A 12,004-nucleotide genomic window follows, 5' to 3' on the forward strand; every position below is an offset into this window, starting at 1 on the left:
ATTATGCGGGTGCCGGGCTGAAGCCCGGCCTACGTTGATTTTCGCGCCTTGCGCAGCAGCATGTCGCGTTTGACCTTGCTCAGCCGGTCGAAATACATCCGCCCGTTCAGATGGTCGATCTGATGCTGAACGCTGGTGGCTTCGATGCCCACAAAATCGCGACGGTCGATCATTCCGTTTTCGTTCAGAAACTTGACCGTCACAGCGCGCGGGCGCTTCACCTTGGCCGACATGCCGGGCAGGTTTGGGCTGGCCTCCTCATGTTCGCGCAATTCAATCGAACTGTGCAGGATTTCCGGGTTCGCAAGCCGCACGGCCCGGCCCCGCTCGGTCGAGCCATCTACCACGGCCAACCGTAGCATCACCCCGATCTGGGTGGCGGCAAGGCCAACGCCCGGCATCGCCTCCATTGTGTCGATCATATCGTCCCAGATCGCTCGGATGTCGTCGGTGATTTCGGCAACATCCTCAGCTTTGGTGCGCAGGCGTTTGTCAGGCCACGGCAGGCAGGTGCGAACCGTCATGTGCGCGCCTTTTCGCGTTTCAGCTTCTGCATCTTGCGCGTGATCATCTGCCGCTTCAGCGGCTTGAGGTAATCGATGAACAACTTGCCGTTCAGATGGTCGATCTCATGCTGTACGCAGGTGGCCCAAAGACCGTCGAACGTCTCGTGCTGGGCGTTACCGTTCTGATCCATCCAGGCCACATCCACGACCTTGGGGCGCGTCACCTCGGCATATTGTTCGGGGATCGACAGGCAACCCTCCTCATACACATTGGTTTCATCCGACGAGGCAATGATCTCGGGGTTGAACATGACCAGCGGGCGCGGGGCCTCGCCCTCTTCCTTGACGCAATCCAGCACGATCAGCCTATCCAGCACACCGATCTGCGGCGCGGCCAGACCGATACCGGGCGCGTCATACATCGTCTCCAGCATGTCATCGGCCAGCTTGCGCAGCTCGTCCGTCAGGTCAGCCACGGGCGCGCAGACCTTTTTCAGGCGGGGGTCGGGATGGATCAGGATATTGCGTTTCATGGGGCTGATTTAGGCCATCGCGCCCGCCGCCGCAACGCCCCCCTTGCACATGCCCGATTTGCCGTTAGCTTTCGGCCAGAGAAACGGAGCTGACATGACCTTCAACACCCTGATCGACCGCCGCGGCACCCAGAGTTCAAAATGGGACAAGATGGAGCAACTCTATGGCGTTTCGCCCGAGGACGGGCTGGCCATGTGGACCGCCGATTCCGATTACCAGACAGCCCCCTGCGTGATCGATGCGGTCCGGCGCGCTGCGGATCATGGGGTGTTTGGCTATTCGTGGAAGCACCCCGAGTATCTGGCCGCGGTCCAGTGGTGGATGCAGAACCGGCATGACTGGCCGATCGACTCCGATTGGATTCTGACCACGCAAGGGCTGGGAAATGCAATCGCCCTGTGCCTGGACGTCTGGAGCGATCCGGGCGACGGCGTGGTGATTTTCACCCCCGTCTACCATGAATTCGCGCACAAGGTGAACAAGTCCGGCCGCCGCGTGGTGGAATGCCCGCTGGTCCGAGATGGCGACAGCTATGGGATCGATTTTGAGGACGCTCAGTCGCGGCTGGACGGGTCGGAAAAACTTTTGCTGTGGTGCTCGCCCCAGAACCCCTCGGGGCGCGTGTGGACACCCGATGAACTGAAGGCGGTTGCTGCATTCGCGGAACGTAACGGGCTGATACTGGTATCAGACGAAATCCATCACGATCTGGTTTATCCCGGAGCCAAGTTTGTCCCGATGGATGTTGCAGCACCCGAGGCGCGCCCCTGGACCGTGACCCTGACGGCAGCGTCAAAGACCTTCAACATAGCCGGACAGCGCACCGGCAATATGATCATCCCCGACCCAAAACTGCGCGCGGCGATGAATCACCGGTTGGTTACGCTGGACTATGACCCCGGCGCACTGGGTGTCGCCATGATTACCGCCGCCTATTCGCCGGAAGGGGCCAAATGGGTCGATGCCCAGGTCGCGCATCTGGACGGCAACCGCCGCCTGTTTGACGCCGCCATCGCGGATATCCCCGGCCTCTGGTCGATGCCCCTGCAGGCGACCTATCTGGCCTGGGTCGATTTCTCGGGCACCGGTATGGATCATGCCGAATTTGTCCGACGCCTGCGCGAGGACGCCCGGATCGCCACGTCATCCGGCCCCGGATTCGGCACGGGCGGAGAAACCTTCGAACGGTTCAATCTGGCCACCCAACGCGCGCGGGTGGAAGAGGCCTGCGCCCGGTTGAAACAGGCGTTTGGGGATCTGCAATAAGCCTGCACTCGCTGGGCCGGATTGCTGCAGCGGGACCGACCGACAAAACCCGGCCCGAGAGGTTTCGCCCTACTCCTCGTGCCCCAGCAACGCGATTGGGGCATCCGGGGCGCGGTAGAAATCCAGCGGCGCTTTGTCATGGGCGGCGGTGCTGCGCTTGAATTCGTATCGCATTTCGCCACCCTCTTCCTCATCCGCGATGATCAGGCACTGATACAGGTGGTTGGCCCCGTCGTAGATATCGACCAGCCCGCGCAGGCGCGGCGTGGTTTCGGCCTCGACCGTAAAACCGTCCTTCCACAGTTTAAGGATTTTGTAGCGATTGTCGCCAATCTCTACCCGCAAACGGCTGGATTTCTTCAGGGATGCGATTCGCGCAGCGTCCAATTCGGCGCGAATCTCCTTGGAAACATAGGTACTCATCAAAAATATCCCCCTTGAATGCATATTATTGTGAACACCGATACGTAAAAATCCAGTGAACTGCGTCACATAGGCTGAACCGACCAGCGAAATGTTGCGCGGACATCTCAGGCCTGTCTGTGCGCAAACGCAGGTTGGTTGCGCAAAAGCTGGGATAGGAAGGCCAGCCTCTGCGCCCTATCTTTGCCCTGACACTTGGGATGCGGAGGACGCGCGATGGGCCTGCTGGTCGACGGAAAATGGCACGACACCTGGTATGACACCAAATCCACTGGCGGGGCATTCAAACGCAGCGCCGCGCAGTTTCGCAACTGGCTGACCGCCGATGGCAGCGCAGGCCCGTCGGGCAAGGCGGGCTTCAAGGCGGAGCCGGGCCGCTATCACCTCTATGTCTCGCACGCCTGCCCCTGGGCGCATCGCACGCTGATCTTCCGCGAGCTAAAAGGCTTAAGCGATCTGATCCCGGTCTCGGTCGTGCATCCTGACATGATGGACAAGGGCTGGACGTTTGAGACGGACGATCACGGCGCAACAGGCGACGCCCTCTACGGTCTGGATTTCGCCCATCAGATCTATACCAAGGCCGATCCCGGCTATTCCGGTCGCGTTACGGTCCCGATCCTGTGGGACAAGCAGCAACAGACCATCGTGTCGAACGAAAGCTCGGAAATCATCCGCATGTTCAATTCCGCCTTCGACGGGATCACAGGAAACACCGATGATTACTGGCCCGAGGCGATGCGCGACGACATTGAAAAGGTCAACGCCCGCATCTATTCCGACGTCAATAACGGCGTCTACAAATCCGGATTTGCCACCACGCAAGAAGCCTATGACGCCGCCGTTCATCCGCTGTTCGACACGCTGGACTGGCTGGAAGACCGGCTGAGCCAGAACCGCTATCTGATGGGGGATCGCGTGACCGAGGCTGACTGGCGGCTGTTCACCACCCTGATCCGCTTTGATCCGGTCTATCACCTGCATTTCAAATGCAACAAAAGGCGGCTGGTCGATTATCCGAACCTCTGGGCTTATACCCGCGAGCTATACCAATGGCCGAGCGTTGCGCAGACGGTGAACATGAACCATATCGTGCGGCACTATCACTACAGCCATGACAGCATCAATCCGCACCGGATCATCCCGGTGAACCCGGCGCTGGACTACATGGAACCGCATGGTCGTGGTCAGCGACCCGCCGCGTAGTGTTCAACCATCGCCGCCAGATCCTCTGGCGGCGTTGCACTTTGCACATAGGCACAGGCATTGGGGCTGTGGGCAAAGATGGACCCGTCCGAGAAAAACGTGGTGTTGGTGACAAAGATCACCCGCGCCTCGGGGCGACGATAACTGGCGAAATCGGCCACGGCCAGCGCACTGCCGCTTTCCAGCACCAGATCCAGCACGATGATGTCAAAGGCCGTGCCATACAGCGCGAGGATCGCAGCCTCTTGCCCGGCGACCAGTTCAACCTCGGCACCTTGTCGTTCCAGATGCCTTTTCCAGACCCGACCAAGGTCGGGGTTACTCTCAACAATCAGAACTTTCATTTGCAACAACCTCGGCACTTGGTATGGTGAGTGGTGCCGACCCCCGTGGTCTGTGATCCCGTGATTTCCTTAACAAAGTGTTAACGATGGTGCCGACACGCGCTGTTCACGCGGATTTGCTTGTCAAAACGGCAAAAATCCGCTTGAAGCAGGTCGAATCCGGCGTTTGGGACTTATGGCGCGATGACTGACACCAATTTGAACCCGCGCACCAAACGCGACCACGGCGGCGGGCTGGACGACGCGATCAAGCGATATGGCGGCACGCGGGACGGATGGATTGATTTGTCCACCGGAATCAACCCACACCCCTATCAGGTCTCGGACCTGATCGCGTCAGACTGGACGCAACTACCCGATCACGGCGCGTTCGAACGGCTCAGCGAGGCCGCGCGCCGCTTTTGGTCCGTCCCGGACGCCGCCGCGATCCTGCCCGCGCCCGGAGCGTCAGCCGTAATCGCGCGCCTGCCCGCACTTGCCGCACCCGGTCGGGTTCAGATCACGACGCCAACCTATAACGAACACGCCGCCGCCTTTTCCGCACAAGGCTGGCAGGTGCATGCGGATGCCCCGGCTGAGGCCCGCGTCATCGTGCACCCCAACAACCCGGACGGGCGGCTTTGGCAGGAGGCCGACGCCAACGCCCCCCTGACAGTGATCGACGAGAGCTTTTGCGACGTAACCCCCGAAGCTTCCTTGATCCATTTGGCATCTCTTCCCGGTATCATTGTTCTGAAGAGCTTTGGCAAATTCTGGGGGCTGGCCGGGCTGCGCCTGGGTTTTGCCATTGGTCAACCGGACGCAATCGCCCGGTTGAACGACCTGACCGGGCCATGGGCGGTATCCGGCCCCGCCCTGCGCATCGGCACACGCGCCTTGCAGGACGAGGGTTGGGCCGCGCAAACCCGCACAAGACTGGCGCAGGAGGCAAACCGTCTGGACAGCATGCTGACGGGCAAGGGGGCGTCGCTTGTGGGCGGAACGTCTCTGTTCCGTCTCTATGATGTCGACAACGCTCAGGCCTGGCAGGACCGTCTGGCGCAGGCTCATATCTGGAGCCGTGTCTTCCCCTATTCCAAAACCTATCTGCGCCTCGGCCTGCCCCCCTCGGACGGCTGGTCCCGGCTGGACGCCTCGTTATGAGCGCAGCGCTGCTGCTGTTCTGCGCCCTGTGTCTGGACGCAGCGTTGGGTGAGCCTGATTGGCTGTGGTCGCGCCTGCGCCATCCTGCGGTGCTTATGGGAAATGGGGTTGGCCAACTCGACAAACGCCTGAACCGGGGCGGAAACAAACGCCTCAAGGGCGTGATCGCACTGGTTCTGCTGGTCGGTATCGCCGGGGCTTTGGGCTGGCTTCTGGCATTGCTGGGACCGGTGGCCGAGGTCGTGATTTGCGCAATCCTTCTGGCCCAGAACTCGCTGGTTGCCCATGTCCGCGCCGTGGGCGACGGGTTGCTTGACTCGATCACCGAAGGGCGCGCCAAAGTCGCCATGATCGTCTCGCGCGATATCTCCGACATGACCGAGGCTCAGGTCGCGCGGTCAGCCATCGAAAGCGCCGCCGAGAACCTGAGCGACGGCGTCATTGCGCCTGCTTTCTGGTTCCTGATCGGGGGGCTGCCGGGGCTGCTGATCTACAAGGCCGTCAACACCGCAGACAGCATGATCGGGTACCGAAACGAAACCTATCGCGACTTCGGCTGGGCCTCGGCCCGGTTTGACGATCTGCTGAATCTGATCCCGGCGCGACTGACCTGCCTGATGATCGTCGCACTTTCGGGCCAATGGTCCCGCTGGACCGAGATCATCGCGGACGCGCGCCGCCATATCTCACCCAATGCCGGATGGCCCGAAGCGGCAATGGCGCGCGCGCTGGGTATCGCCTTGGCCGGACCTCGCAGCTATCACGGGCAATTGCGCGATCTGGCCTGGGTGAACGGGGATGCAAGGCGCGAGATCGGCGCGGCAGAGGTTTTCCGCGCATGCCGTATGCTGTGGGCCGTCTGGGGGCTTGCACTCGGCCTCGTGTCAGTGTGGGTTGGGGTCACGCTGATTTTCTAAAGGACACCTTATGCGCTTGTTGCCTTCTCTGTTCGCCGCCGCCTTGTTTTCGGCACCCGCTTTTGCCCAATGCGGTGGCGGGTTCAGTCAGTTCGTGGGCGACCTGAAAACCGAAGCGGTGCAGAAGGGTTTTGATCAGGGCACCGTCGATGCGTTCTTTCAGGGCGTTCAGCAGGACGGCGCCGTGCTGCGGGCTGACCGGGCGCAGGGCGTGTTCCAAATGCCTTTCATTGATTTCTCGCGCCGCCTGATCTCGCAAAACCGGATTGACCGCGGCCAGTCCATGTCGCGCAAATACGAGGCCGTGTTTGACCGGATCGAGCGGGAATACGGTGTCTCGCGCGGCGTGTTGCTGGCCTTCTGGGCGTTTGAAACCGATTACGGCGCGGTGCAGGGCGATTTCAACACCCGCAATGCGCTGGTGACGCTGGCCCATGACTGCCGCCGCCCCGAGCTGTTTCGCCCGCAGATCTTCGCCGCGATCGAGCTATTCAGCCAAGGCAATTTCAACCCGCAGCGCACGACCGGAGCCTGGGCCGGTGAGATCGGTATGGTTCAGATGCTTCCGCAGGACATTCTGGACAATGGTGTAGACGGGGATGGGGACGGTCAGGTCTCGCTCAAGACCTCGGCCCCCGATGCGCTGATGTCCGGGGGCAAGATGCTGTCCCATCTGGGCTGGCAACCCGGCCAGCCCTGGTTGCAGGAAGTCACCGTGCCCGCGCAGATGGACTGGTCCCTGTCAGGCCCCGGCAAACCGCGTTCGGTGGCCGAGTGGCAGGCAATGGGCATCGAGGCACGCAGCGGATCTTTGGCCGATCTGCCTGCCTCACTGATCCTGCCGCAGGGCCACAAGGGTCCTGCCTTTCTGGCCTATCCGAATTTCGACGTCTATTTCGAATGGAACCAAAGCTTCGTCTACGTCCTGACCGCCGCCTATTTCGGCACCCGTCTGGAAGGCGGCCAGATATACAACGCGGGCAACCCGACACCGGGCTTGTCGGATGCCCAGATGAAACAGCTACAAACCAAGCTAAGGGCGCGCGGGCATGACGTCGGCAAGATCGACGGCATTCTGGGCGCAGGAACGCGGTCAGCCGTTCAGGCGGAACAGGTGCGGCTGGGATTGCCGGCGGATGCTTGGCCGACGGCGGAGTTGTTGGGGAAGTTGTAGCCCATTAATCGCCTTGATCGCTTTCAAAGACAGGTCGCGGTGCACCTGTATCGTCCAAAGCAACAAATACGAAATCCGCGTCGGTTACCTTTTGACCATTGTGGGATTGTCTCGGGCGTGCCCAGACATCCACATGCACACGCATGGATGTGCGACCAATTTTAACCAGCGTTGCGTAAAGCGTCACTTCATCCCCAACCTTGACCGGTTGCAGGAACTGCATTGCTTCGACCGATACCGTCGCTGTTCGTCCCTGTGCCACGCGCGCCGCCATATTGCCCGCAGCCAGATCCATTTGCGACATCAACCACCCACCGAAAATGTCACCCGCCGGGTTGGTGTCAGCGGGCATCGCAATGGTGCGAATGACAAGAACGCCGTCATCCTGCTGGCGACCATGCGATCCTCGTTTTTTTCCAAGTGCGAGCCGTGTGTCGGTGTCTTCAGTCACAGATCAAGTCCTTCGATGGGCAGATGTCAGGCAAGTATCTCGTCAGTCTGACAAGTTTAGCGTTCAAACTAAAGAGACGACCTATTTGCATGGTGGTTAAAGGCTGACCACATTGCCGACTATCACTCCGGCCGCACCGGATACCGATCCCCCTTCTCATCTATCAGAATTAATCGATCTCCACTGCGCACGTACAAATCACACCGGCTGAATCCATTACGATAGGCAATGCAGACGCTGCCATCCTCGGCGATGCTGTAGGTGCCGAAGGCCGATTCTCCGCTGGCATAGGTGTAGGAATACGCCCCGCCCGCCGAAAACTTGGATTGACCGTCATCGTAAAAGGTCAGCGTGCGGCCCGCCAATGCGTCCAGTTCCTCGGGGCTGAGGGGGACGTCGCCGGGTTTGGTTGGCCATTCAGCCGCCGCAAGCGGGCTGGCCAATAGCAGGGCAAGGATCAGAATACGTCTCATGCGCCCAAGTTAGCCCGATATCTTCGCAACGTTCATAACGTTGCGGTGAGCGGTCAGGCGACCATCTGCTCGGCCTTCTTCAGATCGACCGAGACCAGTTGGCTGACGCCCTGTTCCTGCATGGTCACACCGAACAGCCGGTCCATCCGCGCCATCGTTACCGCGTGGTGGGTGATGATCAGGAACCGCGTGTCGGTCTGGCGGCACATCTCGTCCAGCAGGTCGCAGAAGCGGGTGACGTTGGCGTCGTCAAGCGGCGCGTCGACCTCGTCCAGAACGCAGATCGGGGCGGGGTTGGCCAGAAAGACGCCAAAGATCAGCGCCGTCGCGGTCAGGGTCTGTTCGCCACCCGACAGCAGGCTGAGGGTCGAGAGCTTTTTACCCGGCGGCTGGCACATGATCTCAAGCCCCGCATCCAGCGGATCGTCGCTTTCGACCATGACCAGATTGGCCTCGCCACCGCCAAACAGGTGCTTGAACAGCATGGCGAAGTTCGAGTTCACCTGCTCAAACGCGGTCAGCAGCCGTTCGCGGCCTTCGCGGTTGAGGCTGGCGATGCCGCTGCGCAGGGCCTTGATGGCCTCTTCCAGATCGGCCTTTTCGCCGTTCAGGGTGTCGAATTCTTCCTGAACTTCCTTGGCATCCTCTTCGGCGCGCAGGTTCACCGCGCCCATCGCGTCGCGCTGGCGCTTGTGGCGGTTTACCTCGGCCTCAAGTGCGTCGGCGGCGGGCATCTGGTCCGGGTTCACGTCCAACTGGTTCAACAGTTGGTTTGGCGTCAGTTGCTGATCCTCGGCAATCCGCTCTGCTGCGGCGACAACGCTTTCCTTGGCCGCATCGCAACGCGCCTCGGCTGCAGCGCGAGTTTCCCGCGCCTCTGAGGCCAGTCGCTCGGCCTCACGCTCGGCCAGCACAACTTCGCGCTGCTGGGTCTCGGCCTCGGCCAGCTTGTCGGCGGCCTCGGCGCGGCGGGCCTCGGCGGTTTCGATCAGCTCGTTCAGTTCCTCGCGCGCCTCGGCAATCTCGCCGGGGGCGGCCATGGCCTCGGTCAGTTCCTCTTCCGAGCTTTTCTTGCGTTCGGCCAGTTCCGAGATGCGTTTTTCGGCGGTTTCCAGACGGTGCTTCCACCCGCTGAGGTCTTTAGTCACCTCCTGACTGCGGCGCGTCCGCGCCTCACCCTCACGGCGCAATTCGTCATGAGTCGAGCGGTGGGTCAGCATGGTGATCCGCGCCGCCTCGACCGTCTGTTTGATATCCTCGACCTGCGCGCGGGCGCTGTCGAGGTCGCCCAACCCGGTCAACGCGCCTTCGGCCTCGCGCAGTTGCGCGCGGGCGGACATGGCGTCCTCTTTATGGCGGTCCACGGCCAGCGTCAGCGTTTCCAGCTTGCCCTGTGCCAGATTGCGGTCGGCCTCGGCCCGGCTGAGCAGGCGGGCGGTTTCGGCCATGCGCTGATCGGCGGCGCGGCGGGCTTCGCGCGCGCGGCGGTCGGCTTCGGTGACATCGGCCAGTTGCTGCGACAGTGCCTCATGCGCGGCGCGGGCGCCATCGGCCTGCGCCTCGGTCCGGGCCAGTTCCTGTTTCAGCGCTTCCAGCTTGTTGAGCTGTTCCAATCGCAGGGCCGCCGCGCTTGGTGCATCCTCGGCCCAGGCGCGGAACCCGTCCCAGCGCCACAGATCGCCCGAACGCGACACCAGCCGCTGACCCGGCTGCAACGACGCCTGCAACCGCGCGCCTTGATCCGCATCGACCAAACCGATCTGCGCGATCCGACGGCTGAGACGATCGGGGCCAGAGACATGCAGTGCCAGAGGCTCGGCCCCCTCGGGCAACGGCTGATCGCTGTCATAACCCGCAACCTGCACCCAGCCCGACGGGCCATCCCCTTCGACCAGAGGCGCGCGCAGATCGTCGGCCAATGCCGCCCCCAGCGCCTTTTCGTAACCGGGTGCCACGCGCAGCAGGTCCAGCACCTGCCCGCCTTCTGCCGTATCCCGTTCGACCAGCTTGGCAAGCGCCGTGGTCTCGGCGCGGATCGCGCCCAATTCGCCCTCGGCCTCGGACCGTTGCGCGCGGGCTTCGGCCTCGCGGGCCTGCGTGTCGTTACGCAGCTCGTCAGCAGCGGCCAGCGCTTCTTCGGCGGCCTCGGCGGCCTCGCGGGCCTCTTCTTCGCCCTCTTGCGCGGCCTCAAAAGCCTCGCTGGCGCGGGTCAGGGCCGATCTGGCCTCATCCACGGCCGAGCGGGCCTTTTCTTCCTCACCCTCAGATCGGGCCAGCGTTTTGCGGCTGTCCTCGACCAGACGCTGCGCCGACTGGTGGCGGGCGACGAGGCGGGCCATATCCTCGGTCTGTTGTGACAGGTGATCCTCGCGGTCCTGCAGCACCGATGCGGCCTCGCGCGCAATCTCAGCGGCCTCAGAGACCTTGTCGTCATGCCCCTCGGCGGCCTTGGCCAGTTCGCGGGCTTCCCATTCCAGACGCTCGATCATCTCACCCGCGTCGCGGTTCAGACCGGCCTCGCGCTCGATATCGTTGCCCAGTTGCCTGATCCGGTTGGTCAGCGTCTCGATGGTCTGACGCGCACGGGTTTCCTGATCCGAAAGCTGATCGCGCTGCACCTGCTGGCGTTGCAGGACGGCGGCGGCGATGGCCTCTTCCTCGCGCAGGGGCGGCAGGGTTTCTTCGATCTCGGCGCGTTTGGCGGCTGCGGCGCGGGCTTCGGCCTCGGCCCGGGACGCTTCGGTCAGGCGTTCGCGCAGCTTTTCCTCGGCCTGCTGGCGGGCCATGTCGGCCTCTTTCCAGCGGCGATACAGCAACATCCCCTCGGCCTGCCGCAATTGCTCGCCAATTTCACGATACCGCGCAGCCTGACGCGCCTGACGCGCCAGTTGTGCCAGTTGCGCGCCCAACTGTTCCAGCACGTCATCGACGCGGGTCAGGTTGGTCTCGGTCCCTTTCAGCTTCAACTCGGCCTCGTGCCGCCGCTGATAGAGGCCGGAGATTCCCGCAGCTTCCTCAAGAATACGGCGACGGGCACGGGGTTTGGCGTTGATCAGTTCGGCAATGCGGTTCTGCCCCACCAGCGCCGGGGAATGCGCCCCGGTCGAGGCGTCGGCGAACAGCATCTGCACATCGCGTGCCCGCACGTCCTTACCATTGGTCTTGTAGGCGCTGCCCACATCGCGGGTGATGCGGCGTATAATCTCAAGCTGGTCGCTGTCATTGAACCCCGACGGCGCGAGGCGTTCCGAGTTGTCCATAGTCAGGACCACTTCGGCAAAATTGCGCGCGGGCCGGGTGGCGGCACCGGCAAAGATCACATCCTCCATCGCACCGCCGCGCATGGATTTGGGGCGGTTTTCGCCCATGACCCAGCGCAGCGCCTCAAGCAGGTTCGACTTGCCGCAGCCGTTGGGGCCCACCACACCGGTCAACCCGTCCGCGATGATCAGATCGGTCGGATCCACAAAGCTTTTGAAGCCGGTCAGTTTGAGTTTGCTAAAGCGCAAAAGCGACGAGTCCCTTGATTCCTGTTGTCAGGAAGTCTGCGCAACGGAGGGGCGAGGT

At 62.2% G+C, this 12,004-nt stretch carries 12 protein-coding genes; 5 read left to right on the forward strand and 7 right to left on the reverse strand.

What is annotated here, in order from left to right; all coding sequences use genetic code 11:
* Window positions 1-29: 29 nt before the first annotated feature.
* On the reverse strand, window positions 30-524 hold the full coding sequence (gene def, locus ACR0LW_RS12240; RefSeq protein ID WP_480882804.1) for a peptide deformylase: 495 nt from the start codon (window positions 522-524) through the stop codon (window positions 30-32).
* Window positions 521-1,039, reverse strand: coding sequence for a peptide deformylase (def, locus tag ACR0LW_RS12245; RefSeq protein WP_170454687.1), 519 nt, complete (start codon window positions 1,037-1,039; stop codon window positions 521-523). The genes def (ACR0LW_RS12240) and def (ACR0LW_RS12245) overlap by 4 nt, the downstream gene beginning before the upstream one ends.
* Before the next feature lie 94 nt (window positions 1,040-1,133).
* Here def (ACR0LW_RS12245) and ACR0LW_RS12250 point away from each other — a divergent pair, with 94 nt between their 5' ends.
* A complete protein-coding gene (locus tag ACR0LW_RS12250) occupies window positions 1,134-2,306 on the forward strand; it encodes a MalY/PatB family protein (protein ID WP_480882805.1) in 1,173 nt (390 codons plus the stop codon).
* A gap of 69 nt (window positions 2,307-2,375) precedes the next feature.
* On the opposite strand, the gene ACR0LW_RS12255 is transcribed toward ACR0LW_RS12250, so the two are convergent.
* Window positions 2,376-2,729 carry a hypothetical protein gene (locus ACR0LW_RS12255; RefSeq protein WP_170454691.1) on the reverse strand — a complete coding sequence of 118 codons (354 nt, stop codon included), beginning with the start codon at window positions 2,727-2,729 and terminating at the stop codon, window positions 2,376-2,378.
* Window positions 2,730-2,945: 216 nt separating this feature from the next.
* Here ACR0LW_RS12255 and ACR0LW_RS12260 point away from each other — a divergent pair, with 216 nt between their 5' ends.
* Entirely contained in the window at window positions 2,946-3,935 is a 990-nt protein-coding gene (locus tag ACR0LW_RS12260; RefSeq protein WP_480882806.1) for a glutathione S-transferase family protein, read from the forward strand.
* On the opposite strand, the gene ACR0LW_RS12265 is transcribed toward ACR0LW_RS12260, so the two are convergent.
* Complete coding sequence (locus ACR0LW_RS12265) at window positions 3,917-4,279, reverse strand: response regulator (protein WP_170454695.1); 363 nt, start codon at window positions 4,277-4,279, stop codon at window positions 3,917-3,919. The two genes, ACR0LW_RS12260 and ACR0LW_RS12265, sit on opposite strands and share 19 nt — an antisense overlap.
* A 183-nt stretch (window positions 4,280-4,462) precedes the next feature.
* Here ACR0LW_RS12265 and cobD point away from each other — a divergent pair, with 183 nt between their 5' ends.
* The 3 genes from cobD to ACR0LW_RS12280 are packed head-to-tail and all read left to right on the forward strand — an operon-like array spanning window position 4,463 to window position 7,513.
* Window positions 4,463-5,422 (forward strand): threonine-phosphate decarboxylase CobD, encoded by a 960-nt coding sequence (gene cobD, locus ACR0LW_RS12270; protein WP_480882807.1) that lies wholly within the window; start codon window positions 4,463-4,465, stop codon window positions 5,420-5,422.
* Window positions 5,419-6,339 carry an adenosylcobinamide-phosphate synthase CbiB gene (gene cbiB, locus ACR0LW_RS12275; protein WP_480882808.1) on the forward strand — a complete coding sequence of 307 codons (921 nt, stop codon included), beginning with the start codon at window positions 5,419-5,421 and terminating at the stop codon, window positions 6,337-6,339. The genes cobD and cbiB overlap by 4 nt, the downstream gene beginning before the upstream one ends.
* A 10-nt stretch (window positions 6,340-6,349) precedes the next feature.
* Window positions 6,350-7,513, forward strand: coding sequence for a lytic murein transglycosylase (locus ACR0LW_RS12280; RefSeq protein WP_480882809.1), 1,164 nt, complete (start codon window positions 6,350-6,352; stop codon window positions 7,511-7,513).
* Between the two features lie 4 nt (window positions 7,514-7,517).
* Here ACR0LW_RS12280 and ACR0LW_RS12285 read toward each other — a convergent pair whose 3' ends face one another.
* From ACR0LW_RS12285 to ACR0LW_RS12295, 3 genes are all read right to left on the reverse strand, one after another.
* On the reverse strand, window positions 7,518-7,865 hold the full coding sequence (locus tag ACR0LW_RS12285; RefSeq protein WP_170455039.1) for an acyl-CoA thioesterase: 348 nt from the start codon (window positions 7,863-7,865) through the stop codon (window positions 7,518-7,520).
* Window positions 7,866-8,086: 221 nt separating this feature from the next.
* Window positions 8,087-8,437 (reverse strand): hypothetical protein, encoded by a 351-nt coding sequence (locus ACR0LW_RS12290; protein ID WP_170454704.1) that lies wholly within the window; start codon window positions 8,435-8,437, stop codon window positions 8,087-8,089.
* Between the two features lie 53 nt (window positions 8,438-8,490).
* Window positions 8,491-11,946, reverse strand: coding sequence for a chromosome segregation SMC family protein (locus ACR0LW_RS12295; RefSeq protein ID WP_480882810.1), 3,456 nt, complete (start codon window positions 11,944-11,946; stop codon window positions 8,491-8,493).
* Window positions 11,947-12,004 lie beyond the last annotated feature (58 nt).

It is taken from the genome of Ruegeria sp. N4 (genome assembly GCF_056531425.1).

Bases quoted from the DNA above. Each gene is read 5' to 3' on its own strand.
- def (WP_480882804.1), bottom strand. From the start codon at position 524: ATGACGGTTCGCACCTGCCTGCCGTGGCCTGACAAACGCCTGCGCACC.
- def (WP_170454687.1), bottom strand. From the start codon at position 1,039: ATGAAACGCAATATCCTGATCCATCCCGACCCCCGCCTGAAAAAGGTC.
- ACR0LW_RS12250 (WP_480882805.1), top strand. From the start codon at position 1,134: ATGACCTTCAACACCCTGATCGACCGCCGCGGCACCCAGAGTTCAAAA.
- ACR0LW_RS12255 (WP_170454691.1), bottom strand. From the start codon at position 2,729: ATGAGTACCTATGTTTCCAAGGAGATTCGCGCCGAATTGGACGCTGCG.
- ACR0LW_RS12260 (WP_480882806.1), top strand. From the start codon at position 2,946: ATGGGCCTGCTGGTCGACGGAAAATGGCACGACACCTGGTATGACACC.
- ACR0LW_RS12265 (WP_170454695.1), bottom strand. From the start codon at position 4,279: ATGAAAGTTCTGATTGTTGAGAGTAACCCCGACCTTGGTCGGGTCTGG.
- cobD (WP_480882807.1), top strand. From the start codon at position 4,463: ATGACTGACACCAATTTGAACCCGCGCACCAAACGCGACCACGGCGGC.
- cbiB (WP_480882808.1), top strand. From the start codon at position 5,419: ATGAGCGCAGCGCTGCTGCTGTTCTGCGCCCTGTGTCTGGACGCAGCG.
- ACR0LW_RS12280 (WP_480882809.1), top strand. From the start codon at position 6,350: ATGCGCTTGTTGCCTTCTCTGTTCGCCGCCGCCTTGTTTTCGGCACCC.
- ACR0LW_RS12285 (WP_170455039.1), bottom strand. From the start codon at position 7,865: ATGCCCGCTGACACCAACCCGGCGGGTGACATTTTCGGTGGGTGGTTG.
- ACR0LW_RS12290 (WP_170454704.1), bottom strand. From the start codon at position 8,437: ATGAGACGTATTCTGATCCTTGCCCTGCTATTGGCCAGCCCGCTTGCG.